This window comes from Sphingobium sp. LMA1-1-1.1, assembly GCF_040676365.1.
Classification (GTDB): Bacteria; Pseudomonadota; Alphaproteobacteria; order Sphingomonadales; family Sphingomonadaceae; genus Sphingobium.
The window spans coordinates 831185-848507 of sequence record NZ_JBEGHS010000001.1 but is presented as its reverse complement, the minus strand read 5'-3'; the positions used below and the strand labels follow the sequence as shown (position 1 = coordinate 848507).

At 63.4% G+C, this 17323-nt stretch carries 12 protein-coding genes and 1 pseudogene; 8 read left to right on the top strand and 5 right to left on the bottom strand.

Features of this window, described 5'->3' with window-relative positions; genetic code table 11:
* Positions 1 to 43: 43 nt before the first annotated feature.
* Both recN and MRBLMA1_RS04065 read left to right on the top strand, forming a co-directional pair.
* Complete coding sequence (recN, locus tag MRBLMA1_RS04070; protein WP_363735156.1) at positions 44 to 1708, top strand: DNA repair protein RecN; 1665 nt, start codon at positions 44 to 46, stop codon at positions 1706 to 1708.
* 223 nt (positions 1709 to 1931) lie between these two features.
* The gene (locus MRBLMA1_RS04065) at positions 1932 to 2927 is read left to right on the top strand and encodes a dihydrodipicolinate synthase family protein (protein ID WP_363735155.1); all 996 of its coding nucleotides are present in this window, start codon (positions 1932 to 1934) and stop codon (positions 2925 to 2927) included.
* 211 nt (positions 2928 to 3138) lie between these two features.
* Here MRBLMA1_RS04065 and MRBLMA1_RS04060 read toward each other — a convergent pair whose 3' ends face one another.
* Complete coding sequence (locus tag MRBLMA1_RS04060; protein WP_363735154.1) at positions 3139 to 3672, bottom strand: lysozyme inhibitor LprI family protein; 534 nt, start codon at positions 3670 to 3672, stop codon at positions 3139 to 3141.
* A gap of 267 nt (positions 3673 to 3939) precedes the next feature.
* Between MRBLMA1_RS04060 and ligA the strand changes: the two genes are divergently transcribed.
* Entirely contained in the window at positions 3940 to 6075 is a 2136-nt protein-coding gene (ligA, locus tag MRBLMA1_RS04055) for an NAD-dependent DNA ligase LigA (protein WP_363735153.1), read from the top strand.
* Between the two features lie 89 nt (positions 6076 to 6164).
* Here ligA and yghU read toward each other — a convergent pair whose 3' ends face one another.
* On the bottom strand, positions 6165 to 7031 hold the full coding sequence (gene yghU, locus MRBLMA1_RS04050; protein ID WP_363735151.1) for a glutathione-dependent disulfide-bond oxidoreductase: 867 nt from the start codon (positions 7029 to 7031) through the stop codon (positions 6165 to 6167).
* A 153-nt stretch (positions 7032 to 7184) separates the two neighbouring features.
* Positions 7185 to 10172, bottom strand: coding sequence for a TonB-dependent receptor plug domain-containing protein (locus MRBLMA1_RS04045; RefSeq protein ID WP_363735149.1), 2988 nt, complete (start codon positions 10170 to 10172; stop codon positions 7185 to 7187).
* Between the two features lie 466 nt (positions 10173 to 10638).
* Here MRBLMA1_RS04045 and groES point away from each other — a divergent pair, with 466 nt between their 5' ends.
* Positions 10639 to 10926, top strand: a complete 288-nt coding sequence (groES, locus tag MRBLMA1_RS04040) for a co-chaperone GroES (RefSeq protein WP_363735148.1) — start codon at positions 10639 to 10641, stop codon at positions 10924 to 10926.
* Between the two features lie 101 nt (positions 10927 to 11027).
* Positions 11028 to 12674, top strand: coding sequence for a chaperonin GroEL (gene groL, locus MRBLMA1_RS04035; RefSeq protein WP_363735147.1), 1647 nt, complete (start codon positions 11028 to 11030; stop codon positions 12672 to 12674).
* 116 nt (positions 12675 to 12790) lie between these two features.
* On the opposite strand, the gene chrA is transcribed toward groL, so the two are convergent.
* Together chrA and MRBLMA1_RS04025 are read right to left on the bottom strand one after the other, a co-directional pair.
* Positions 12791 to 14182 carry a chromate efflux transporter gene (gene chrA / locus MRBLMA1_RS04030; protein WP_363735146.1) on the bottom strand — a complete coding sequence of 464 codons (1392 nt, stop codon included), beginning with the start codon at positions 14180 to 14182 and terminating at the stop codon, positions 12791 to 12793.
* The gene (locus MRBLMA1_RS04025) at positions 14179 to 15129 is read right to left on the bottom strand and encodes a chromate resistance protein ChrB domain-containing protein (RefSeq protein WP_363735145.1); all 951 of its coding nucleotides are present in this window, start codon (positions 15127 to 15129) and stop codon (positions 14179 to 14181) included. Before MRBLMA1_RS04025 ends, chrA begins: the two co-directional genes overlap by 4 nt.
* 64 nt (positions 15130 to 15193) lie before the next feature.
* Here MRBLMA1_RS04025 and MRBLMA1_RS04020 point away from each other — a divergent pair, with 64 nt between their 5' ends.
* The 3 genes and pseudogenes from MRBLMA1_RS04020 to MRBLMA1_RS04010 all read left to right on the top strand — a co-directional run bounded on the left by MRBLMA1_RS04020 (position 15194) and on the right by MRBLMA1_RS04010 (position 17286).
* Complete coding sequence (locus tag MRBLMA1_RS04020; RefSeq protein ID WP_363735430.1) at positions 15194 to 15439, top strand: hypothetical protein; 246 nt, start codon at positions 15194 to 15196, stop codon at positions 15437 to 15439.
* Positions 15439 to 15738 (top strand): annotated as a pseudogene (locus tag MRBLMA1_RS04015) (membrane dipeptidase); the annotation flags it as partial. The gene MRBLMA1_RS04020 and the pseudogene MRBLMA1_RS04015, both read left to right, overlap by 1 nt.
* Positions 15739 to 15879: 141 nt before the next feature.
* Positions 15880 to 17286 (top strand): porin, encoded by a 1407-nt coding sequence (locus MRBLMA1_RS04010; RefSeq protein ID WP_363735144.1) that lies wholly within the window; start codon positions 15880 to 15882, stop codon positions 17284 to 17286.
* The last annotated feature ends 37 nt before the right edge of the window (positions 17287 to 17323 follow it).

Here is a 17323-nt window from a genome sequence, read left to right as displayed (position 1 = left end):
ACCCCGGCCCCTCCCGCCTGCGGGAGGGGGGAGTCGCTCGCCCTTGCTGACTGCCCTGTCCATCCGCAACGTCGTGCTGATAGAGGCGCTGGACCTGGATTTCGGGTCGGGCCTGGGCGTGCTGACCGGTGAGACGGGTGCGGGCAAGTCGATCCTGCTCGATTCGCTGGGCCTCGCACTGGGCGCCCGCGCCGACAGCGGCCTTGTCCGCAGCGGGGAGGCGCAGGCCAGCGTCACCGCCACCTTCGACGCGCCTCCCGCCGATCATCGCGCGACGGACCTGCTGGCCGACAATGGCATAGACGTGGAACCCGGCGAACCGCTCATCATCCGCCGCATGGTAAAGGCCGATGGCGGCAGCCGCGCCTTCGTCAACGATCAGCCCTGCTCGGCGGCGCTGCTGCGCGACCTTGGCAGCGCGCTGGTCGAAATCCACGGCCAGCATGACGATCGCGGCCTGCTCAACCCGCGCGGGCACCGCTCGTTGCTCGACGCCTATGGCCGCTGCGACACGGGCGCGGCGGCGCAGGCCTATCATGCATGGCGCGCCGCCGCCGACCGCCTTGCGGAAAGCCGCGCCAGCGTGGAGACCGAAGCCCGCGACCGCGATTATCTGAGCCATGCGGTGGACGAACTCACCCGCTTCGCCCCCGAACCCGGTGAGGAAGCGACGCTGGCCGAAGAACGCGCCACCATGCAGAAGGGCGCGCGCCTTTCCGACGATCTTTCCGCCGTCACCCAATGCTTCACCGGCTCCGATGGCGGCCTTGCCCAGTTGCGGCAGGCCGCCCGCCGCCTCGACCGCATCGCCGGCGAATATGAACCGCTGGCCGAGGTTCTCGCCGCCCTCGACCGCGCCGTGATCGAGGCGAGCGAGGCGGAGGATCGCCTCAATGAAGCCGCCGAAGCGCTCAGCTTCGACCCCGCCCGACTCGACGCCATCGAAACCCGCCTGTTCGACCTGCGCGGCCTCGCCCGCAAGCATCATGTCCAGCCCGACGATCTCTCCGCACTGCGCGACGACATGGCGGCGAAACTGGCCGCGATCGAAGGCGGGGAGGAACATCTCGCCGCCCTGGAGGCCGAGGTGAAGGCACGCGCCGCCGCCTATCGCGCCGCCGCGCAGGCCCTTTCCGCCGAACGCCAGATGGCGGCCGGAAAGCTCGATGCCGCCGTCGCCGCCGAACTCGCCCCGCTGAAACTGGACGCCGCCCGCTTCCGCACCGTCGTCGCGCCGCAGGAGGAAGGGCAATGGGGCGCCCATGGCATGGACCGGGTGGAATTCGAAATCTCCACCAATCCCGGCGCGCCCTTCGCCCCGCTGGTCAAGATCGCGAGCGGCGGCGAACTGTCCCGCTTCATCCTCGCGCTCAAGGTCGCCCTGGCACAGCAGGGCGGCGCGGACACGCTGATCTTCGACGAGATCGACCGCGGGGTAGGGGGCGCCGTCGCCTCCGCCATCGGTGAACGCCTCGCCCGCCTGTCGCAGACCAACCAGATCCTCGTCGTCACCCACAGCCCGCAGGTCGCGGCACGGGGGCAGGACCATATGCTGATCGCAAAATCCAGCGACGGTACCGTAACGCGAACCGGCGTCCACGCGCTGAGCGACGGCGAACGCCGCGAGGAAATCGCCCGCATGCTGTCCGGCGCGGAGATCACGGCAGAAGCGCGGGCACAGGCGGAACGGCTGCTCGAAAAGCTGTAACGCGCCCGTCCATCCAGAAATAGCACCCGCATTGGTCCCCTTCGCGTCAAACGGAGACAATGGCGATTGTTCTGACAGCATTACCCGCGTTAGAGCGGGTTTCGATCTGATTGAATCAGATTGCCGCTCTGGATCCTTGTTTGCCGCGATTTTTTATCAGCGACCGGTTCCGATCGCTTGGAAATCGCTTTAGTGCCCCGGATGACCCTTCAAGGAGAAGATAATGTCCGCCCCGAAGCTCAGGATCGAATCTGCCGGCATCAATGGCCTGTGGCCGATGTTGCCCACGCCGTCGAAGGAAGGCGCTTCGGACTGGCGTAGCCGCGATACTGTCGATCTCGACGAAACGGCGCGAATGGTTGAGGCATTGATCGAGGCGGGAGTCGATGGGCTTTTGAGCCTGGGCACCTATGGTGAGTGCCATAGCCTGACCTGGGATGAGAAGCTGGCCTTCGTCGGCTGCGTCATGGAGACCATTGGCGGACGCATCCCGTTTTTCGCTGGCACGACAGCACTCAATACCCGTGAGGTCATTGCCCAGACCCGGGCGATGCACGAGCTTGGCGTTTCGGGGACGATGCTGGGCGTGCCGATGTGGTGCAAGAACGATGTCGCGACAGCCGTTCAATTCTATAATGATGTCAGCGAAGCCTGCCCCGACACGGCGATCATGATCTATGCCAACAGTGAGGCATTCAAGTTCGAATTCCCCCGTCCGTTCTGGGCCCAGGTCGGCAAGCTGCCGCAGGTCGTTGCTTGCAAATATCTCGGAATCGGTTTGTTGGCGGCCGACCTCAACCTTGCTCCCGATATCCGCTTCCTGACGCACGAGGCGGACTATTATGCCGCCTCGCGTATTGCTCCGGACAGGATGACTGCGTTCTGGTCAAGCAGCGCGCTGTGTGGGCCACGCCCGGCGCTGGCGTTGCGCGACGCGGTGGCCAAGGCCAAAGTCAGCGGTGACTGGAGCAATGCCAAGGCGATCGCCGACCGTTTCCAGCAATGCGAACAGGGCCTGTTCCCGCGTGGTGAGTTCACGGAATTTTCGAAGTTCGCCGTGGGGCTCGAAAGGGGGCGGATGAACGCGGCCGGTTGGGTGCGGATTGGCGACCCTCGTCCGCCATACCATCTTGTCCCCGCGGAATATCTGGAAGGCGCCAGTCGCTCGGGACGAGCCTATGCGGCATATCATGCCGAACTCCAGCAATCAGGCCTCTGATATCGAGCGGGGCAAGTCAAATGGATGGGGGTTCGGCGCTCCCTTGAGACCGGACATATGAACGCACCATTCGCGATCAGAACCACGCCCGGCCAAAAGACTTGCCCCAGGGGGCCGTCCACAAATGTAGCCTCCCGACTGACCGGTTTTCGCGAACCCTGCCGCACGACGAGCACCCTCGCAACGGCAACTCTCGACCATTTGCGGACATTCAGCCTGGCCAGTCATAACCATCAACATTGAAAATCTTTCCCCAGTCTTCGGCCAGCGCCTCAAGTTCGAGGGTGCGGTAGGCCGCGTGATCCGAAAGGCACATATCGCGAGCGAAGCGGTGGAAAGTGCCGCCCTCGCTTAACGCTGCCTGCATTTCACAGTCAGGGCTATTCCAAGCATCCCAGTGCTTTTCACTCTCGGCCAACAGAGCAACGAGCCGGTCTGGCGAATGAAAGTTCGTGGAAACCTGTTGCGCGGTCATAAGCTGCTTCGCAACCGCCGCGCGCCGAGCTTCCCACGCCAAACGCGAGAATGTCGCACAATCGTTCATCGCTCTCTGATAGGTTCCATGCTCATTTTCACAGGTATCTAAGGCGCGGCGCACGCACACCAAGGGATCAGAGAGTGGGCGGTTGGCCTCTGTAAGACACTCCCCGATCACTGTCTTGGCGCTGGCAGGGCCATGTTCGTCTATCCATCTGTCAGGGTTGGCGGCCAAAGCCGCAACGAGCAATCCAACAGCCACGCTCATGAATGCTCCCCTACTGCAATATTATCTGTTGCATTATCGGCACATAAGCCGCCCGTCGTCAAACCACCCTTTCCGCAAACGCTGTCGTGCTCCTGCGCAGGCAGGAGCCCAGTTCTGCCGGCGGGACTGGGTTCCTGCCTGCGCAGGAACACGTTGCGCTCCTTCAGCGGGTCCACTCTCACCCATCACCGCCACAACGCCCGCTCTCCCCTGCCACCCCCGAATATCCGCTACCCGCGCGCAAAGGCCGACGCTAAAGACGTGTCCATGACCGACCCCGCGCAAATGACAGAAGCCGAAGCCGCCAACCGCTTGATGCGCCTTGCGCGGGAGATTGCGCGCCACAACCGGCTCTATCACGACCAGGACGCACCGGAGATCACGGACGCCGCCTATGACGCCCTGATCCGCGAGAACAACGCGCTGGAAGCCGCCTTCCCGCATCTCGTCCGCAGCGATTCCCCCAATGCCCTGGTCGGCGCCGCCTCGACCTCCGCCCTCCGGAAGGTCCAGCACGCCGTCCGCATGATGAGCCTCGACAACGGCTTTTCCGATGAGGACATTGCCGAGTTCGTCGCCCGCGTTCGCCGCTTCCTCGCGCTGCCGGAGGACGCCGCCGTGGCGCTCACCGCCGAACCGAAGATCGACGGCCTGTCCTGCTCGCTGCGCTATGAAAAGGGCGAACTGGTCCTCGCCGCCACGCGAGGCGACGGCACGACCGGGGAGGATGTCACCGCCAATGTCCGCACCATCGCCGACATTCCCCAGACGCTCGCCGGCCCCGGCATCCCCGACCTGTTCGAGGTGCGGGGCGAGGTCTATATGGCGAAGGCCGATTTCGTCGCGCTCAACGCCCGCCTTCTCGCCGAAGCCGATGACCCTGAAAAGGCCCGCCAGTTCGCCAACCCCCGCAACGCCGCCGCCGGCTCGCTGCGTCAGAAGGACGCCGCCGTCACTGCCAGCCGCCCGCTGCGCTTCCTCGCTCATGGCTGGGGCGAGGTCAGCGCCGTCCCCGCAGAGACCCAGCTTGGCGTCATGCAGGCGATCGCAAGCTGGGGCCTGCCCGTGTCCGACCGCCTGGCCTGCGTCGACACGCTGGAGGCGCTCATCGCCCATTATCGCGCCATCGAAGCCGCTCGCGCCGACCTGCCCTTCGACATTGATGGCGTGGTCTACAAGGTCGACCGCCTCGACTGGCAGCAGCGCCTGGGCTTCGTCGCGAAGGCCCCACGCTGGGCGATCGCTCATAAATTCCCCGCCGAACGCGCCCAGACGACGCTGGAGGCCATCGACATACAGGTCGGCCGCACCGGCAAGCTGACCCCCGTGGGTCGCCTCACTCCCGTCACCGTCGGCGGCGTCGTCGTCTCCAACGTCACCCTGCACAATGCCGATGAGATCGCGCGGCTGGGCGTCCGCCCCGGCGATCGCGTTATCGTCCAGCGCGCCGGCGACGTCATCCCGCAGGTGGTGGACAACCTCACGCGGGACGAACCGCGCGCGCCCTTCGCCTTTCCCGACCAATGCCCCGTCTGCCAGTCGGAGGCCGTGCGGGAGGAAGGGGAGGTCGACATACGCTGCACCGGCGGCCTCATCTGCCCGGCGCAACGGTTCGAACGCCTGCGCCATTTCGTCAGCCGCGCCGCGCTGGATATCGAGGGGCTGGGCGAAAAGAGCATCGAGGAATTTCTCGACCTCGGCTGGATCGCGGAACCGGCCGACATCTTCCGCCTGAAATCACGCCGGGCCGACCTGCTGGGCCGGGAGGGGTGGAAGGAAAAGTCGGTCGACAATCTCCTCGCCGCGATAGAGGCAAAGCGCCAGCCCGACGCCGCGCGCCTGCTCTTTGGCCTGGGCATCCGCCATATCGGCGCGGTCACTGCCCGCGACCTGCTCAAGCGCTATACCACGCTGGAGGGGGTCCGCGCGCTCGCTGTCGGGATCATCGCGCTGCGCGATGCCGCCGCCCCTGCGGAGGGGGAGGAGGAATCCCGCTTCCGCAACCGCCTCGACAAGGCGATTGCGGAACATATCGGCGTCGAGAATGTGGGATCGGCGGTCGGCCACGCCTTGGCCGATTTCTTCCACGAACCGCATAATGTCGACGTCTGGAACGACCTGCTGAACGAAGTCTCCCCGCCCGACTATGTGGTCGAAACCACGGCCAGCGCCGTCACGGGCAAGACGGTGGTGTTCACCGGCAAGCTCGAAACCATGAGCCGCGACGAGGCCAAGGCGCAGGCCGAGAGGCTGGGCGCCAAGGCGGCCGGTTCGGTCAGCGCCAAGACCGACCTTGTGGTCGCGGGCCCCGGCGCCGGATCGAAGCTCAAGCAGGCGGCGGCGCTGGGCATCGACGTCATCGATGAAGCCGCCTGGGCAGAAATCGTCAAGGCCGCCGGCTAGACAGGCACTCGAAATTCCCCGTCAGGGGAGGGGACTGAAGGGCGGGGCGGCGCCCCGGCCGTGCCGGACCCGCCCCTCCGACGGGAGTCTCAGTCCGCTGGCTCCAGCTTGTCCTGCGTCCGCGTCTCGAAATCGCCGGCGTCATGCCGCTCCCGAAGCTGTCCTTCCAGCGGCCCGTTCGCCTTGTTGACCATGCGTCCGCGCGCCACTGCGGGCCGCGCATCGATCTGCCGCGCCCAGCGCAGCACATTGGTGTAGCTCTGCGCGTCGAGAAATTCCGCCGCATCATAGGCGCGACCCAGCACGACCCCGCCATACCAGGGCCAGATCGCGATATCGGCAATGCTATATTCGTCGCCCGCGACATATTCATGCTCGGCCAGTTGCCGGTCGAGCACGTCCAGCTGCCGCTTCACTTCCATCGCATAGCGGTTGATCGGATATTCGAACTTCTCCGGCGCATAGGCGAAGAAATGCCCAAATCCGCCGCCCAGCAGCGGCGCGCTGCCCATCTGCCAGAACAGCCAGTTGAGCGTCTCGGTCCGCTTCGCCGGATCGGTCGGCAGGAAGGCGCCGAATTTCTCGGCCAGATAGACCAGGATCGACCCGGACTCGAACACCCGCCGCGGCGGCGAGACGCTGTGGTCCATCAATGCCGGGATCTTGCTGTTGGGATTGACCGACACGAATCCGCTGCCGAACTGGTCGCCTTCACTGATGCGGATCAGCCAGGCGTCATATTCGGCATCCTTGCCCGCCGCCAGCAGCTCTTCCAGCATGATCGTCACCTTCTGGCCGTTGGGCGTGGCGAGCGAATAGAGCTGGAACGGGTGCTTGCCGACCGGCAGTTCCTTGTCATGGGTCGGACCCGCGATCGGCCGGTTGGTGCTGGCGAAGGCGCCGCCATTCTCCTTGTCCCAGGTCCAGACGCGCGGTGGTATATAGTCTTGGCTCATGCAGGCGTGCTCCGCTGATTGGCAATGGCCCTGCAGGTAGGGAGCAGAAGGGTAGGCCGCAAGCGCAGCCCGCCCATATTTACCTTATCTCGATCTGCAAAAAGGGCGGCCCAAGGGAGACCGCCCTTTCCGTTCCTTTCCCCTTGCCGAGGATCAGAACTTGAAGTTCGCCCCGACGCGGTAGGTGCGGCCGATCAGGCCCGGCAAGTGCCACGAGGCCAGATAGTTGGGCTGCGTCGTATAGAGCGTGTTCGCATAAAGCGGCGCCCCGGCATTGGTGAAGTTGCCGATGAAGCCAAAGAAGCTGAAATTCTCGTTCACCTCCACCGTGGCGTTCAGATCGGCATAGACGAAGGTCTTGATCTTGCAGAAAGCGGGTCCGCCACCGTAGAGCGTGGCGGCGCAGGACGTGTCCAGATTGCCCTGGTCCGTCGCGACGCCCTTCATGCTGCCCACATAATAGGTCGTCGCGGTCAGCGAGACCTTGCCGACGGTCAGCGTGTTCTGCCAGTTGCCGCGCCACTTCGGCGTGCCGCCGCCCGACGAGAGATCCGCCGGGCCGACCGTGCCGGCGAAGCGCTGCACCGCGCCGCTGGCGAGGTGGCGGTTGAACTTCAGCGTCGTCTGCAGGTCCAGACGGCTCTGGAACTGAACGTTGTCGTTGATATTGAACTGCGCGTCGGCGCCGAATTGCAGACCCGTGGTGACGTCGAAGTTCGAGTTCACATAAGGCGCATTGACCACCAGCAGGCGCGGCAGGGCGTTGAGCGCGAAGGGATCGGCACCGTCGATGACGTTGCACGAATAGCCCGCGCCGACCGCAGCGACCGCGGCGCACCCGGCCGCCGAAGCCGCCGCCGCCGAGGCGAAGGTCTGGCCCGCGACCGAGTAATAGGCATTGATCGCGTCACCCGCCAACGGCCCGGCCGTGACCAGCCCCTTCTTCTTCACGTGGAAATAGTCGACGGTGAAGCTGATCCTGTTGGTCGGCTGGAACACCGCGCCCAGCGTGTAGCTGGTCGAGGTTTCCGGCTTGATATCGGGATTGCCGACGAAGCCGCGACCGACCGAATAGGGAGCGAAGTAGGCTGCATTCTGGCTATGATCGGCGCGGAACGCCGCATTTGGCGTGTAGCCGACAAAGCCCGAGAAGGAACTGCGCGGATCGCTTTCGGCGAAGGTCGGGGCGCGGAAGCCCTCCGAATAGGTGCCGCGCAGCGAGATCTGCTTGATCGGGGTGAACTTCGCGCCGAACTTGGGCGAGAAGTGGCTGAAGCCTTCCGAATAATGGTCGTAGCGGCCCGACGCGTTCACTTCGAGCGAGTCGAGGATCGGCGCGTCGATTTCGAAATAGCCGGCCCAGACGTCCCGGTTGCCAAAGGCCTGCGCGGTCGAAAGGCCAGGAACGTCGAGATTCGGGTTGGCGCTCCGGTTGGTCAGCTTCTCCTTGCGATACTGACCGCCCACGGCGACCTGGAGGTCACCGCCCGGCAGGGTGAACAGGCTGCGGCTGAGCGAGCCATCGACCGTGAATTCGCTCGAATTGGAGAGCGAGGTGATCGGCGGAAGCACGGAATCACGGACGGCCTGCGAATTCAGGGCTGGATTGACGAAGTTGTACGATCCGGTGTTGATCGCCTGCGTGAGACCGGCGAGATTGGCCCAGCCCGTCTGGACCAGCTTCAGGTCGTCGCGCGAATAGCCTGCTTCCAGATTCCATTTCCAGCTGTCGCCGAACGTGCCGTTGAGGCCGCTGGTGATGCGATACAACTCGTTGGTGCGGACAGAACCCGACTTCACGTCGCCGAACAGATAATAGATGCGCGCCGCGCCGGCTGCGGGATTGTTGGCATAGGCGGCGGCATAGGGATTGTTGGGGTTCAGCGTGCGGCCCGGCGTCGCGGGATCGGCGCAGTTGACGCCCGACGGACAGATCCACACGGGCAGCACGATGCCGGGGTTCGACGTCGAGGTCGATGGCGAGCCGCCAAACGCCTGGTTCTGCCGGATGCCGCGCGGCAGCAGGGTGATGTCGACCTTGTTGTGCGAATAGCTGCCCGCGACATAGCCCTCGATATTGTCGCTCAGGCGGAAGCTGAAGCGGGCGACGGCAGCATAGCGTTCCTGCTTGGGCAGTATCTGGACATATTCGCGGGTCAGGTCGTGCGCGCAGGCGGTGCCGACGCGCGATGTCGTATTCTCCGAGAAGGTGCCGTAGGGGCAGTTCGCGAGCGGCGTCAGCGAGGTGAAGATCGCCGGCGACGTGGCGTTTGCGACGCTGCCCGCCAGCGGATTGTTGAGATCGGTCTGGGTGACGCGCGTGACGACGGCGTTGGTCGTCGGGCTGGTCAGCGTGTCGTCGGCGCGGTTGTTGTCGATGCCGCCGATGGCGCGCAGGTCCTGCGTGTTGAAGGGGAAGCCGCGCGAGTTGGCCGTGACCTTTCCGCCCTTCTCATATTCGCCGCCGACATAGAGGTTCCAGCCCTGGCTGTCATAGTCGCCATAGCCGGCGAGCAGGCTCAGCCGGTATTTCTGGCCGTCGCCCTCCTGGCTGACGCCGGACTCGGCGCTGCCTTCGATCCCATTGAACTGCTTGCGCGTGATAATGTTCACCACACCGCCGATCGCATCGGCGCCGTAAGTCGACGATGCGCCATCCTTCAGCACTTCGACCCGCTGGACGTTGACCTGCGGGATGCTGGCAAGGTCGGCATAGCTGTTGTGGCCGTCATCGCTGAGCGGGAAGTTGGCGGAGCGAAGGCCATCGACCAGCAACAGCGTCGACGAGACGCCCAGGTTGCGCAGCGAAACGGCGGAGCCGCCGGCGGAGAAGCCGCTGGTGAAGCCGATGCCGATCGAGCCGGCGCCATCGGCCGAGGCCTGGCGGATCGCGTCGGCCATGTTGGTAACGCCCGCGCGCTTGAGCGTTTCGGCGGTGATCACGCTGACGGGGGAGGGTGTTTCCGCATTTGCGCGGCTCAGCAGCGACCCGGTGACGACGATGGTTGCGCCTTCCTCGTCTGGGGTCGCGGTCTGCGGTGACGACTGGGCCAAAGCGGGCACTGTCCCGATGGTGCCGATGGCAAAGGCGGAAATGGCGACCCCATGGCGCAGCCCGGCGAACGTCTTCTTGATGGACATGAAAATACCCCTGTTGCGCGCGCGCCGGCTATGCGTGCCGGTCATCGCGCGACCCCTGCTTTACGCCATATGGACTATGGCTGCGGGAAAGGGTGCCTTCCTGTTTTATTATCGTAAAGTAACAATCTTCGGCCGACTTCAATCACTTGTCGCATTTTCTGCACGTTGAGGCATATCTGCAACAGTTTCCGGCATCCGAGGGGACGGGGCTGTGCTATGGGCGGCGTCCGTGTTTATTTGCCTGAAGAGGATGGCGACCGGCGGCGATGCCACGCAGGGAAAATCTTCGCGGAAAAATTCCTCGTCCCCCCTTGATCCCCGATCCGACCTGTCCATATGCAACGGCGCTGGCACTCCCTGAAGAGGAGTGCTAACAGACACGGGTTCATCGGGGAGAAGGAACCGGATTCGCGCAGCGATTCCATCCGATCCCCTTCAACGTTGTAAAGAGGGAAAGGCACTCAACATGGCATTTCGTCCGTTGCATGACCGCGTTCTCGTTCGCCGCGTAGAGGCGGAAGAGAAGACTGCCGGCGGCATCATCATCCCCGACACCGCCAAGGAAAAGCCGCAGGAAGGCGAAATCGTCGCCGTCGGCATCGGCAGCAAGTCGGAAGACGGCAAGGTCACCCCGCTGGACGTCAAGGCCGGCGACCGCATCCTGTTCGGCAAATGGTCGGGCACCGAGGTCAAGGTCGATGGCGAAGACCTGCTGATCATGAAGGAATCGGACATTCTGGGCATCGTCGCGTAAAGCGGCGAACCGGACTGACATTCCAGTTTTTGGCGGATTTTCGTGCCTGTAACGGTGTGAACTTCGCAAGATTTGCAATTCTCAAAGAGAGGTAGAAGATCATGGCAGCGAAGGACGTAAAGTTTTCGCGTGACGCTCGTGAGCGCATCCTGCGCGGCGTCGACATCCTGGCCGACGCGGTCAAGGTGACCCTGGGCCCCAAGGGCCGCAACGTCGTCATCGACAAGAGCTTCGGCGCGCCCCGCATCACCAAGGACGGTGTTTCGGTCGCCAAGGAAATCGAACTGAAGGACAAGTTCGAGAATATGGGCGCCCAGATGGTCCGCGAAGTCGCTTCGAAGACCAACGACATCGCCGGTGACGGCACCACCACCGCGACCGTCCTCGCCCAGGCGATCGTTCGCGAAGGCATGAAGTCGGTCGCCGCCGGCATGAACCCGATGGACCTGAAGCGCGGCATCGATCTCGCCGTCACCAAGGTCGTCGAGGACATCAAGGCCCGCTCGAAGCCGGTTGCCGGTTCGAACGAAGTCGCCCAGGTCGGCATCATCTCGGCCAATGGCGACGTTGAAGTCGGCCAGAAGATCGCCGAAGCGATGGAGCGCGTCGGCAAGGAAGGCGTGATCACCGTCGAGGAAGCCAAGGGCCTCGATTTCGAACTGGACGTCGTGGAAGGCATGCAGTTCGACCGCGGCTACCTGTCGCCCTATTTCATCACCAATCCGGAAAAGATGCAGGTCGAACTGGCTGACCCCTACATCCTGATCCACGAAAAGAAGCTGTCGAACCTGCAGTCGATCCTGCCGATCCTCGAAGCCGTGGTGCAGTCGGGCCGTCCGCTCCTCATCATCGCCGAGGACATCGAAGGCGAAGCGCTGGCGACCCTGGTCGTCAACAAGCTGCGCGGCGGCCTGAAGGTTGCTGCGGTCAAGGCTCCGGGCTTCGGCGACCGCCGCAAGGCCATGCTGGAAGACATCGCCGTCCTGACCAAGGGCGAAGTGATCTCCGAAGACCTCGGCATCAAGCTCGAGAACGTGACCCTCGGCATGCTCGGCACCGCCAAGCGCATCACCATCGACAAGGACAACACCACCATCGTCGATGGCGCCGGTGACGCCGACGCGATCAAGGGCCGCACCGAGCAGATCCGTGCGCAGATCGAATCGACCACGTCGGACTACGACCGCGAGAAGCTCCAGGAGCGTCTGGCGAAGCTGGCTGGCGGCGTTGCCGTCATCAAGGTTGGCGGTGCGACCGAAATCGAGGTGAAGGAGCGCAAGGATCGCGTCGACGACGCGCTGCACGCGACCCGCGCGGCTGTGGAAGAAGGCATCGTCCCCGGTGGCGGCACGGCCCTGCTGTACGCTGTCAAGGCCCTCAAGGACCTCAAGGGCGCCAATGACGACCAGACCCGCGGTATCGACATCATCCGCAAGGCCATCGAAGCGCCGCTGCGCCAGATCGCCACGAACGCGGGCGTCGATGGTGCGGTCGTTGCCGGCAACCTGCTGCGTGAAAATGACGAGACCAAGGGCTTCAACGCTGCGACCGACACCTATGAGAACCTCGTCGCCGCTGGCGTGATCGACCCGACCAAGGTCGTCCGCGCCGCGCTGCAGGATGCCGCTTCGGTGGCCGGCCTGCTGATCACGACCGAAGCCACGATCGCTGAACTGCCCTCCGACGACAAGGCGCCGATGGGCATGCCCGGCGGCGGCATGGGCGGCATGGGCGGCATGGACTTTTAAGATCGCGTTGCGGGCGGGCCAGCGGCTCGCCCGCAACCGGGGAAGTTCTCAAAGCTCTCATATGAAAAGGGCCGGTGGAGCGTTGCTCCGCCGGCTCTTTCATGTCGGCCCCATGTTCAGACCAGCAGGATATAAGCGGCACCGATGCCCGCACAGACACCCAGGACCGGCAACACGCCGATCCTGAACCGGAATACCGCGATCATTGCGCCCGCCGACAGCAGGACAGCAGGAATATTGACGCTGGACAGCACGGGCATGTCGATCCAACCCAGCCGCTGGACCTGCCGAAAGAGGGTGTGAATGGCAAACCAGATGGCAAGGTTCAGGATCACGCCCACCACGGCGGCCGTGATCGCCGTCAGCGCCGCCGAAAGCGCGGGGTTGCCGCGCAGGCGCTCGACGAAAGGAGCGCCAGCGAAAATCCAGAGGAAGCAGGGCACAAACGTCACCCATGTGGTCAGCATGGCGCCCAGGGTCGCTGCCAGCAGCGGATGCATCGCCCCGGACTCGCGGAACGCAGCCAGAAATCCCACGAACTGCGTGACCATGATCAACGGCCCCGGCGTCGTTTCCGCCATGCCCAGGCCGTCGAGCATTTCGCCCGGCCGAAGCCAGCCGAAGGTGCCGACCGCCTCCTGCGCGACATAGGCAAGGACCGCATAGGCACCGCCAAAAGTGACGACGGCCATCTGGCTGAAGAAGCTGGCGATATGGGTGAACACATTGTCGGGCCCCAGCGTCAGGAACAGCGCCAGCACCGGCCCCAGCCACAGCAGCAGAAACAGCGCCGAGATACGCAGCGACCAGCTGAGGGAAGGGCGCGCATGATCCGGTAATCGCTCGCCCAATGCCGTGTCGCAATCATGGACCACATGTCCGCTCGCAGCGCCATGACCGCCGCCGCCCCGAAAGGCTGCAAGCCCTTTGCGCCCGCCGAGGAAGCCGATGAGGCCAGCCGCCACTATGATCAGCGGAAAAGGCGCGCCAAGGAAGAAAATGGCGAGGAAGGCGCCGACCGCGATCCCGCGCATCGCATTGTTCTTCAGCGCGCGTGATCCCACCCGCACCACCGCCTGCATGACGATGGCCAGTACCGCTGCCTTAAGGCCGAAGAAGAGCCCTTCGATGATTGGAACATGGCCCAGCAGCACATAGATGTAGCTGAGCGCTAGGATAGCCAGGAAGCCCGGCAGCACGAACAATATCCCAGCGATCAGCCCTCCCCTGGTCTTGTGCAGGAGCCAGCCAATATAGACGGCAAGCTGCTGCGCTTCCGGTCCCGGCAGCAGCATGCAATAATTGAGGGCGTGGAGGAACCGTTCCTCGCCGATCCAGCGCTTTTCCTCGACCAGCAGCCTATGCATTACGGCGATCTGTCCTGCCGGTCCCCCGAAGCTGAGCGCCGCGATCCGCGCCCATAGGCGCGTTGCTTCGCTCAACGATATTCCGTGATGACCATCGGACGGAGAATGTGCCGGAATGGTGGAGGATGTCTTGGACGTCATCGGTCCGCCCTTCTGCTGCTGAAAAAGGAATAAAACTGGTTGAGCGCATCGCTTGCCATGGCGATGCGCTGCAGGTCGTCGTCGGTCGATGCGCAGACGCCCGCCAATATGGCTCCCAGGCCGGGGGTTTCCGGTCGCCCGAACCTGCTGTCGCCGATGTCGAGATCATGGATGACCTCGCCGATCGCAACCAGCGCGGGGTCGTTCGCAAGACCCGCCCGCAGCAACAATGTTTCAAAGCTGCACCGGTCGCCTTCATGGGTGAATTCGGCGTCGGCCATGTCAAAGCGCAGCTCGCCGTCGGCCGGATCATAACGGCGCTTATCCACGAATTTGAATCGGGCGTTCTGGTCGATGAAGCGGCGGATCAGCCATGCGCAGGCGATGCGATCGACATGGACGCCGCTGCGCGTCACCCATGTTTTTTCGGCGAGATCGATCGGCTCGGTTCCGACGGCAGGATGGGTTCGGCCGACGTCCGGATGCTGGAAGCGCCGTTGGTCCAGTTCCATGAGCGCCGCTTCGGCTTGCTGTCGACCGGATGCGTTGAAGAAATCGAGCCGTCCGACATCCTCCAGCCGCTTCTGCAGCCGCGCGATGTCCGTTCCGCTGGGGGGGCCGGTTTCCAACAACCGGCGGGCAAGCTGGGTGATCTCTTCATAATCCGCGCGCCGCGCCGCATCGAACAGGGCGCGTACGTCGCCATTTGACTGGCCGGCCAGCAACCGCACTTCGACGAGCGTCGCGTCGCCGCCATTGTTGAGGATTTCCGTCATCAGGCTGTGGAAGGCGGCTGCACTTTCTTCTGAACGAGGCAGTACATGGACCGCATTTTTGAGCGGTACCGCACCTATGGCCTGGAGCCTCCGCCAAATCTTCACGCGCAGATAAGGCGGCTTGGCAGGCAATTGATGCAGCAGCGCAAGCCATGCGGTGGCGTCGGTCATTTTCATGATTCATATGTATCATAATTTCTGGTTCTTAGAAACAGTAGTATCATGGGTGCTGGAAATGACAGTGATCGCGGGTTTGCCTGCGTATGGAGGAAATCCATTCCGTCATCCGTCTACCGTCAGCCTAGCGCAGATTGAGAGTTTCATCATGTTCAACATTGATGTCATGAGGACGCGGTTCGATGTCGATAATATCGTCGATAAGGACAGACTGTCCTTTATCTCCTCTTCCACAACGGGCGACGGCTTCTCCCGGTCGCAGCCTCCACGCACTTTCCAGTTCACCAATTCGGGCGAGATTTGATGCGGAAAAGATTGATGGCGGAAGCGGCGCTGATGGCGCTCCTTCCTGTTGCGGCTCAGGCGCAGGAAGTGGCGAAGAAGGTCTATCAGCTTCATCAGAAGATGCTGACGCTCGACAGCTATCTCGATACGCCCACCTCTCTCGATCTGCCCGGCTGGTCGATCGAGGAGGAGCATCAAGTCCATGGTGACTATACCCAGGTCGACCTGCCGCGCATGAAGAAGGGCGGACTCGATGGCGGTTTCTGGGCGATCTACACGCCTCAGGGGCCATTGACGGAGGAGGGCTGTCGCTCCTCATGACTTTCAGTTTCGGCGGGTTTGTCACCAAAATGAAATAACATTGTCACTTTTCTGTCACTGAAATGCCATAGCTGCCTCATCCGACTTGTTCAGGGGAGTCGGATAGTGCGGCGAAAGTCATTTGGTGGCGGAATTTTGATGGTCAGCCTGCTGGCGCTCATGCCGGAGGCGGCGCTCGCCCAGAGCAATGCGGACCTGCAGCGCCAGATTGATGAATTGAAGGCGCAGGTAAAGGTGCTGACGTCCGCACTCGCCGAGAGCAGGCAAGTCGCCGCCTCGGCCGAACCTCTCGCGGCCGCTCCTGCGCCTGCTGCTGTGCCGTCTCCTGAACTGGCTGCCGCCTCCGCCCAATTGCCGGCGGCCGCCCCCCCATCGACCCCCGCACCAAAGTCGAAGCCATGGTATGAACGGCTCTCGCTGCGTGGCTATACCCAGATGCGCTACAATGCCTTCCTCTCCGGCGACGATGTTGCTCCGGCAGGTGTTTCCCGTCTTCGTTCGGTGCATGACGGTTCGATCTCCGATCGCAGCGGCTTCTCGCTGCGCCGGGCGAGATTGGTTCTTCAGGGCGACATTTCCGATCGAGTCTCGCTCTATCTGCAATCCGATTTCGCCACGGCCGTGAACAATCAGGCGGGCAGCGAGCGGCGGGAGGGCTTTGCGCAACTGCGTGACGCCTATGCCGACGTCTTTCTGGACAAGGGCAAAAGCTTTCGCCTGCGCTTCGGTCAGTCCAAGGTCCCCTTCGGCTGGGAGAACATGCAATCCTCCTCCAACCGGCTCACCCTCGACCGCAGCGATGCGGTCAATAGCGCGGTGCCCAGCGAGCGAGACCTCGGCATCGTTGGCTACTATACCCCGCCTTCGGTCCAGAAGATCTGGGACCGGCTGGCGCATGACGGGCAAAAGCTGTTTGGCAATTACGGCGCTTTCGGCATCGGCGCCTTCAACGGACAAGGCACCAACAGGACGGAACAAAATCGCGGCCTTATGAAGGTGGCTTTCGCCACATGGCCGTTCGAGCTGGACGGGCTGGGCAGCGCATTTGCCGGGCAGGTGTTCGAAATCGGTGGCTCTGCGATGATGAACGAGGTTCAGCCCGAACTGCGCAGCGGAACGATCAGTGCGGTGGCCTATGATGATGATCGGGTCGGCATCCATGCCATGCTCTATCCGCAACCTTTCGGCATTCAGGCTGAATGGAACTGGGGCAAAGGGCCTGAATATGACCGCGTCGCTCAGTCTATCCTGACCAGGAACCTGAATGGCGGATATGTCCAGATGATGTACCGCGCGCCCACGGATTCTCTTGGCGTGTTGATACCCTATGCGCGTTGGCAATATTATCGCGGAGGGTGGAAGGCCGGCACCAACGCCCCGCGCCTGGCAACCGACGAACTGGAACTGGGCATCGAATGGCAACCGTGGAAGGTACTGGAATTCACTCTCGCCTTCGCTCGCATGAGGCGCGCCGAAGCCGATGAACGCCGAACCGGGCGCGCCAGGGGCAATCTCGTCCGCACGCAGGTGCAGTGGAATTACTGAGGTGCTTGCCTGAAGCCTTCAAAGGCACGGCCTATGC

Coding starts and splice junctions, on each gene's coding strand:
- MRBLMA1_RS04060 (WP_363735154.1), bottom strand. CDS start 3,672: ATGAGCGTGGCTGTTGGATTGCTCGTTGCGGCTTTGGCCGCCAACCCT.
- yghU (WP_363735151.1), bottom strand. CDS start 7,031: ATGAGCCAAGACTATATACCACCGCGCGTCTGGACCTGGGACAAGGAG.
- MRBLMA1_RS04065 (WP_363735155.1), top strand. CDS start 1,932: ATGTCCGCCCCGAAGCTCAGGATCGAATCTGCCGGCATCAATGGCCTG.
- MRBLMA1_RS04010 (WP_363735144.1), top strand. CDS start 15,880: ATGGTCAGCCTGCTGGCGCTCATGCCGGAGGCGGCGCTCGCCCAGAGC.
- chrA (WP_363735146.1), bottom strand. CDS start 14,182: ATGACGTCCAAGACATCCTCCACCATTCCGGCACATTCTCCGTCCGAT.
- MRBLMA1_RS04020 (WP_363735430.1), top strand. CDS start 15,194: ATGACAGTGATCGCGGGTTTGCCTGCGTATGGAGGAAATCCATTCCGT.
- ligA (WP_363735153.1), top strand. CDS start 3,940: ATGACCGACCCCGCGCAAATGACAGAAGCCGAAGCCGCCAACCGCTTG.
- MRBLMA1_RS04045 (WP_363735149.1), bottom strand. CDS start 10,172: ATGTCCATCAAGAAGACGTTCGCCGGGCTGCGCCATGGGGTCGCCATT.
- groES (WP_363735148.1), top strand. CDS start 10,639: ATGGCATTTCGTCCGTTGCATGACCGCGTTCTCGTTCGCCGCGTAGAG.
- groL (WP_363735147.1), top strand. CDS start 11,028: ATGGCAGCGAAGGACGTAAAGTTTTCGCGTGACGCTCGTGAGCGCATC.
- MRBLMA1_RS04025 (WP_363735145.1), bottom strand. CDS start 15,129: ATGACCGACGCCACCGCATGGCTTGCGCTGCTGCATCAATTGCCTGCC.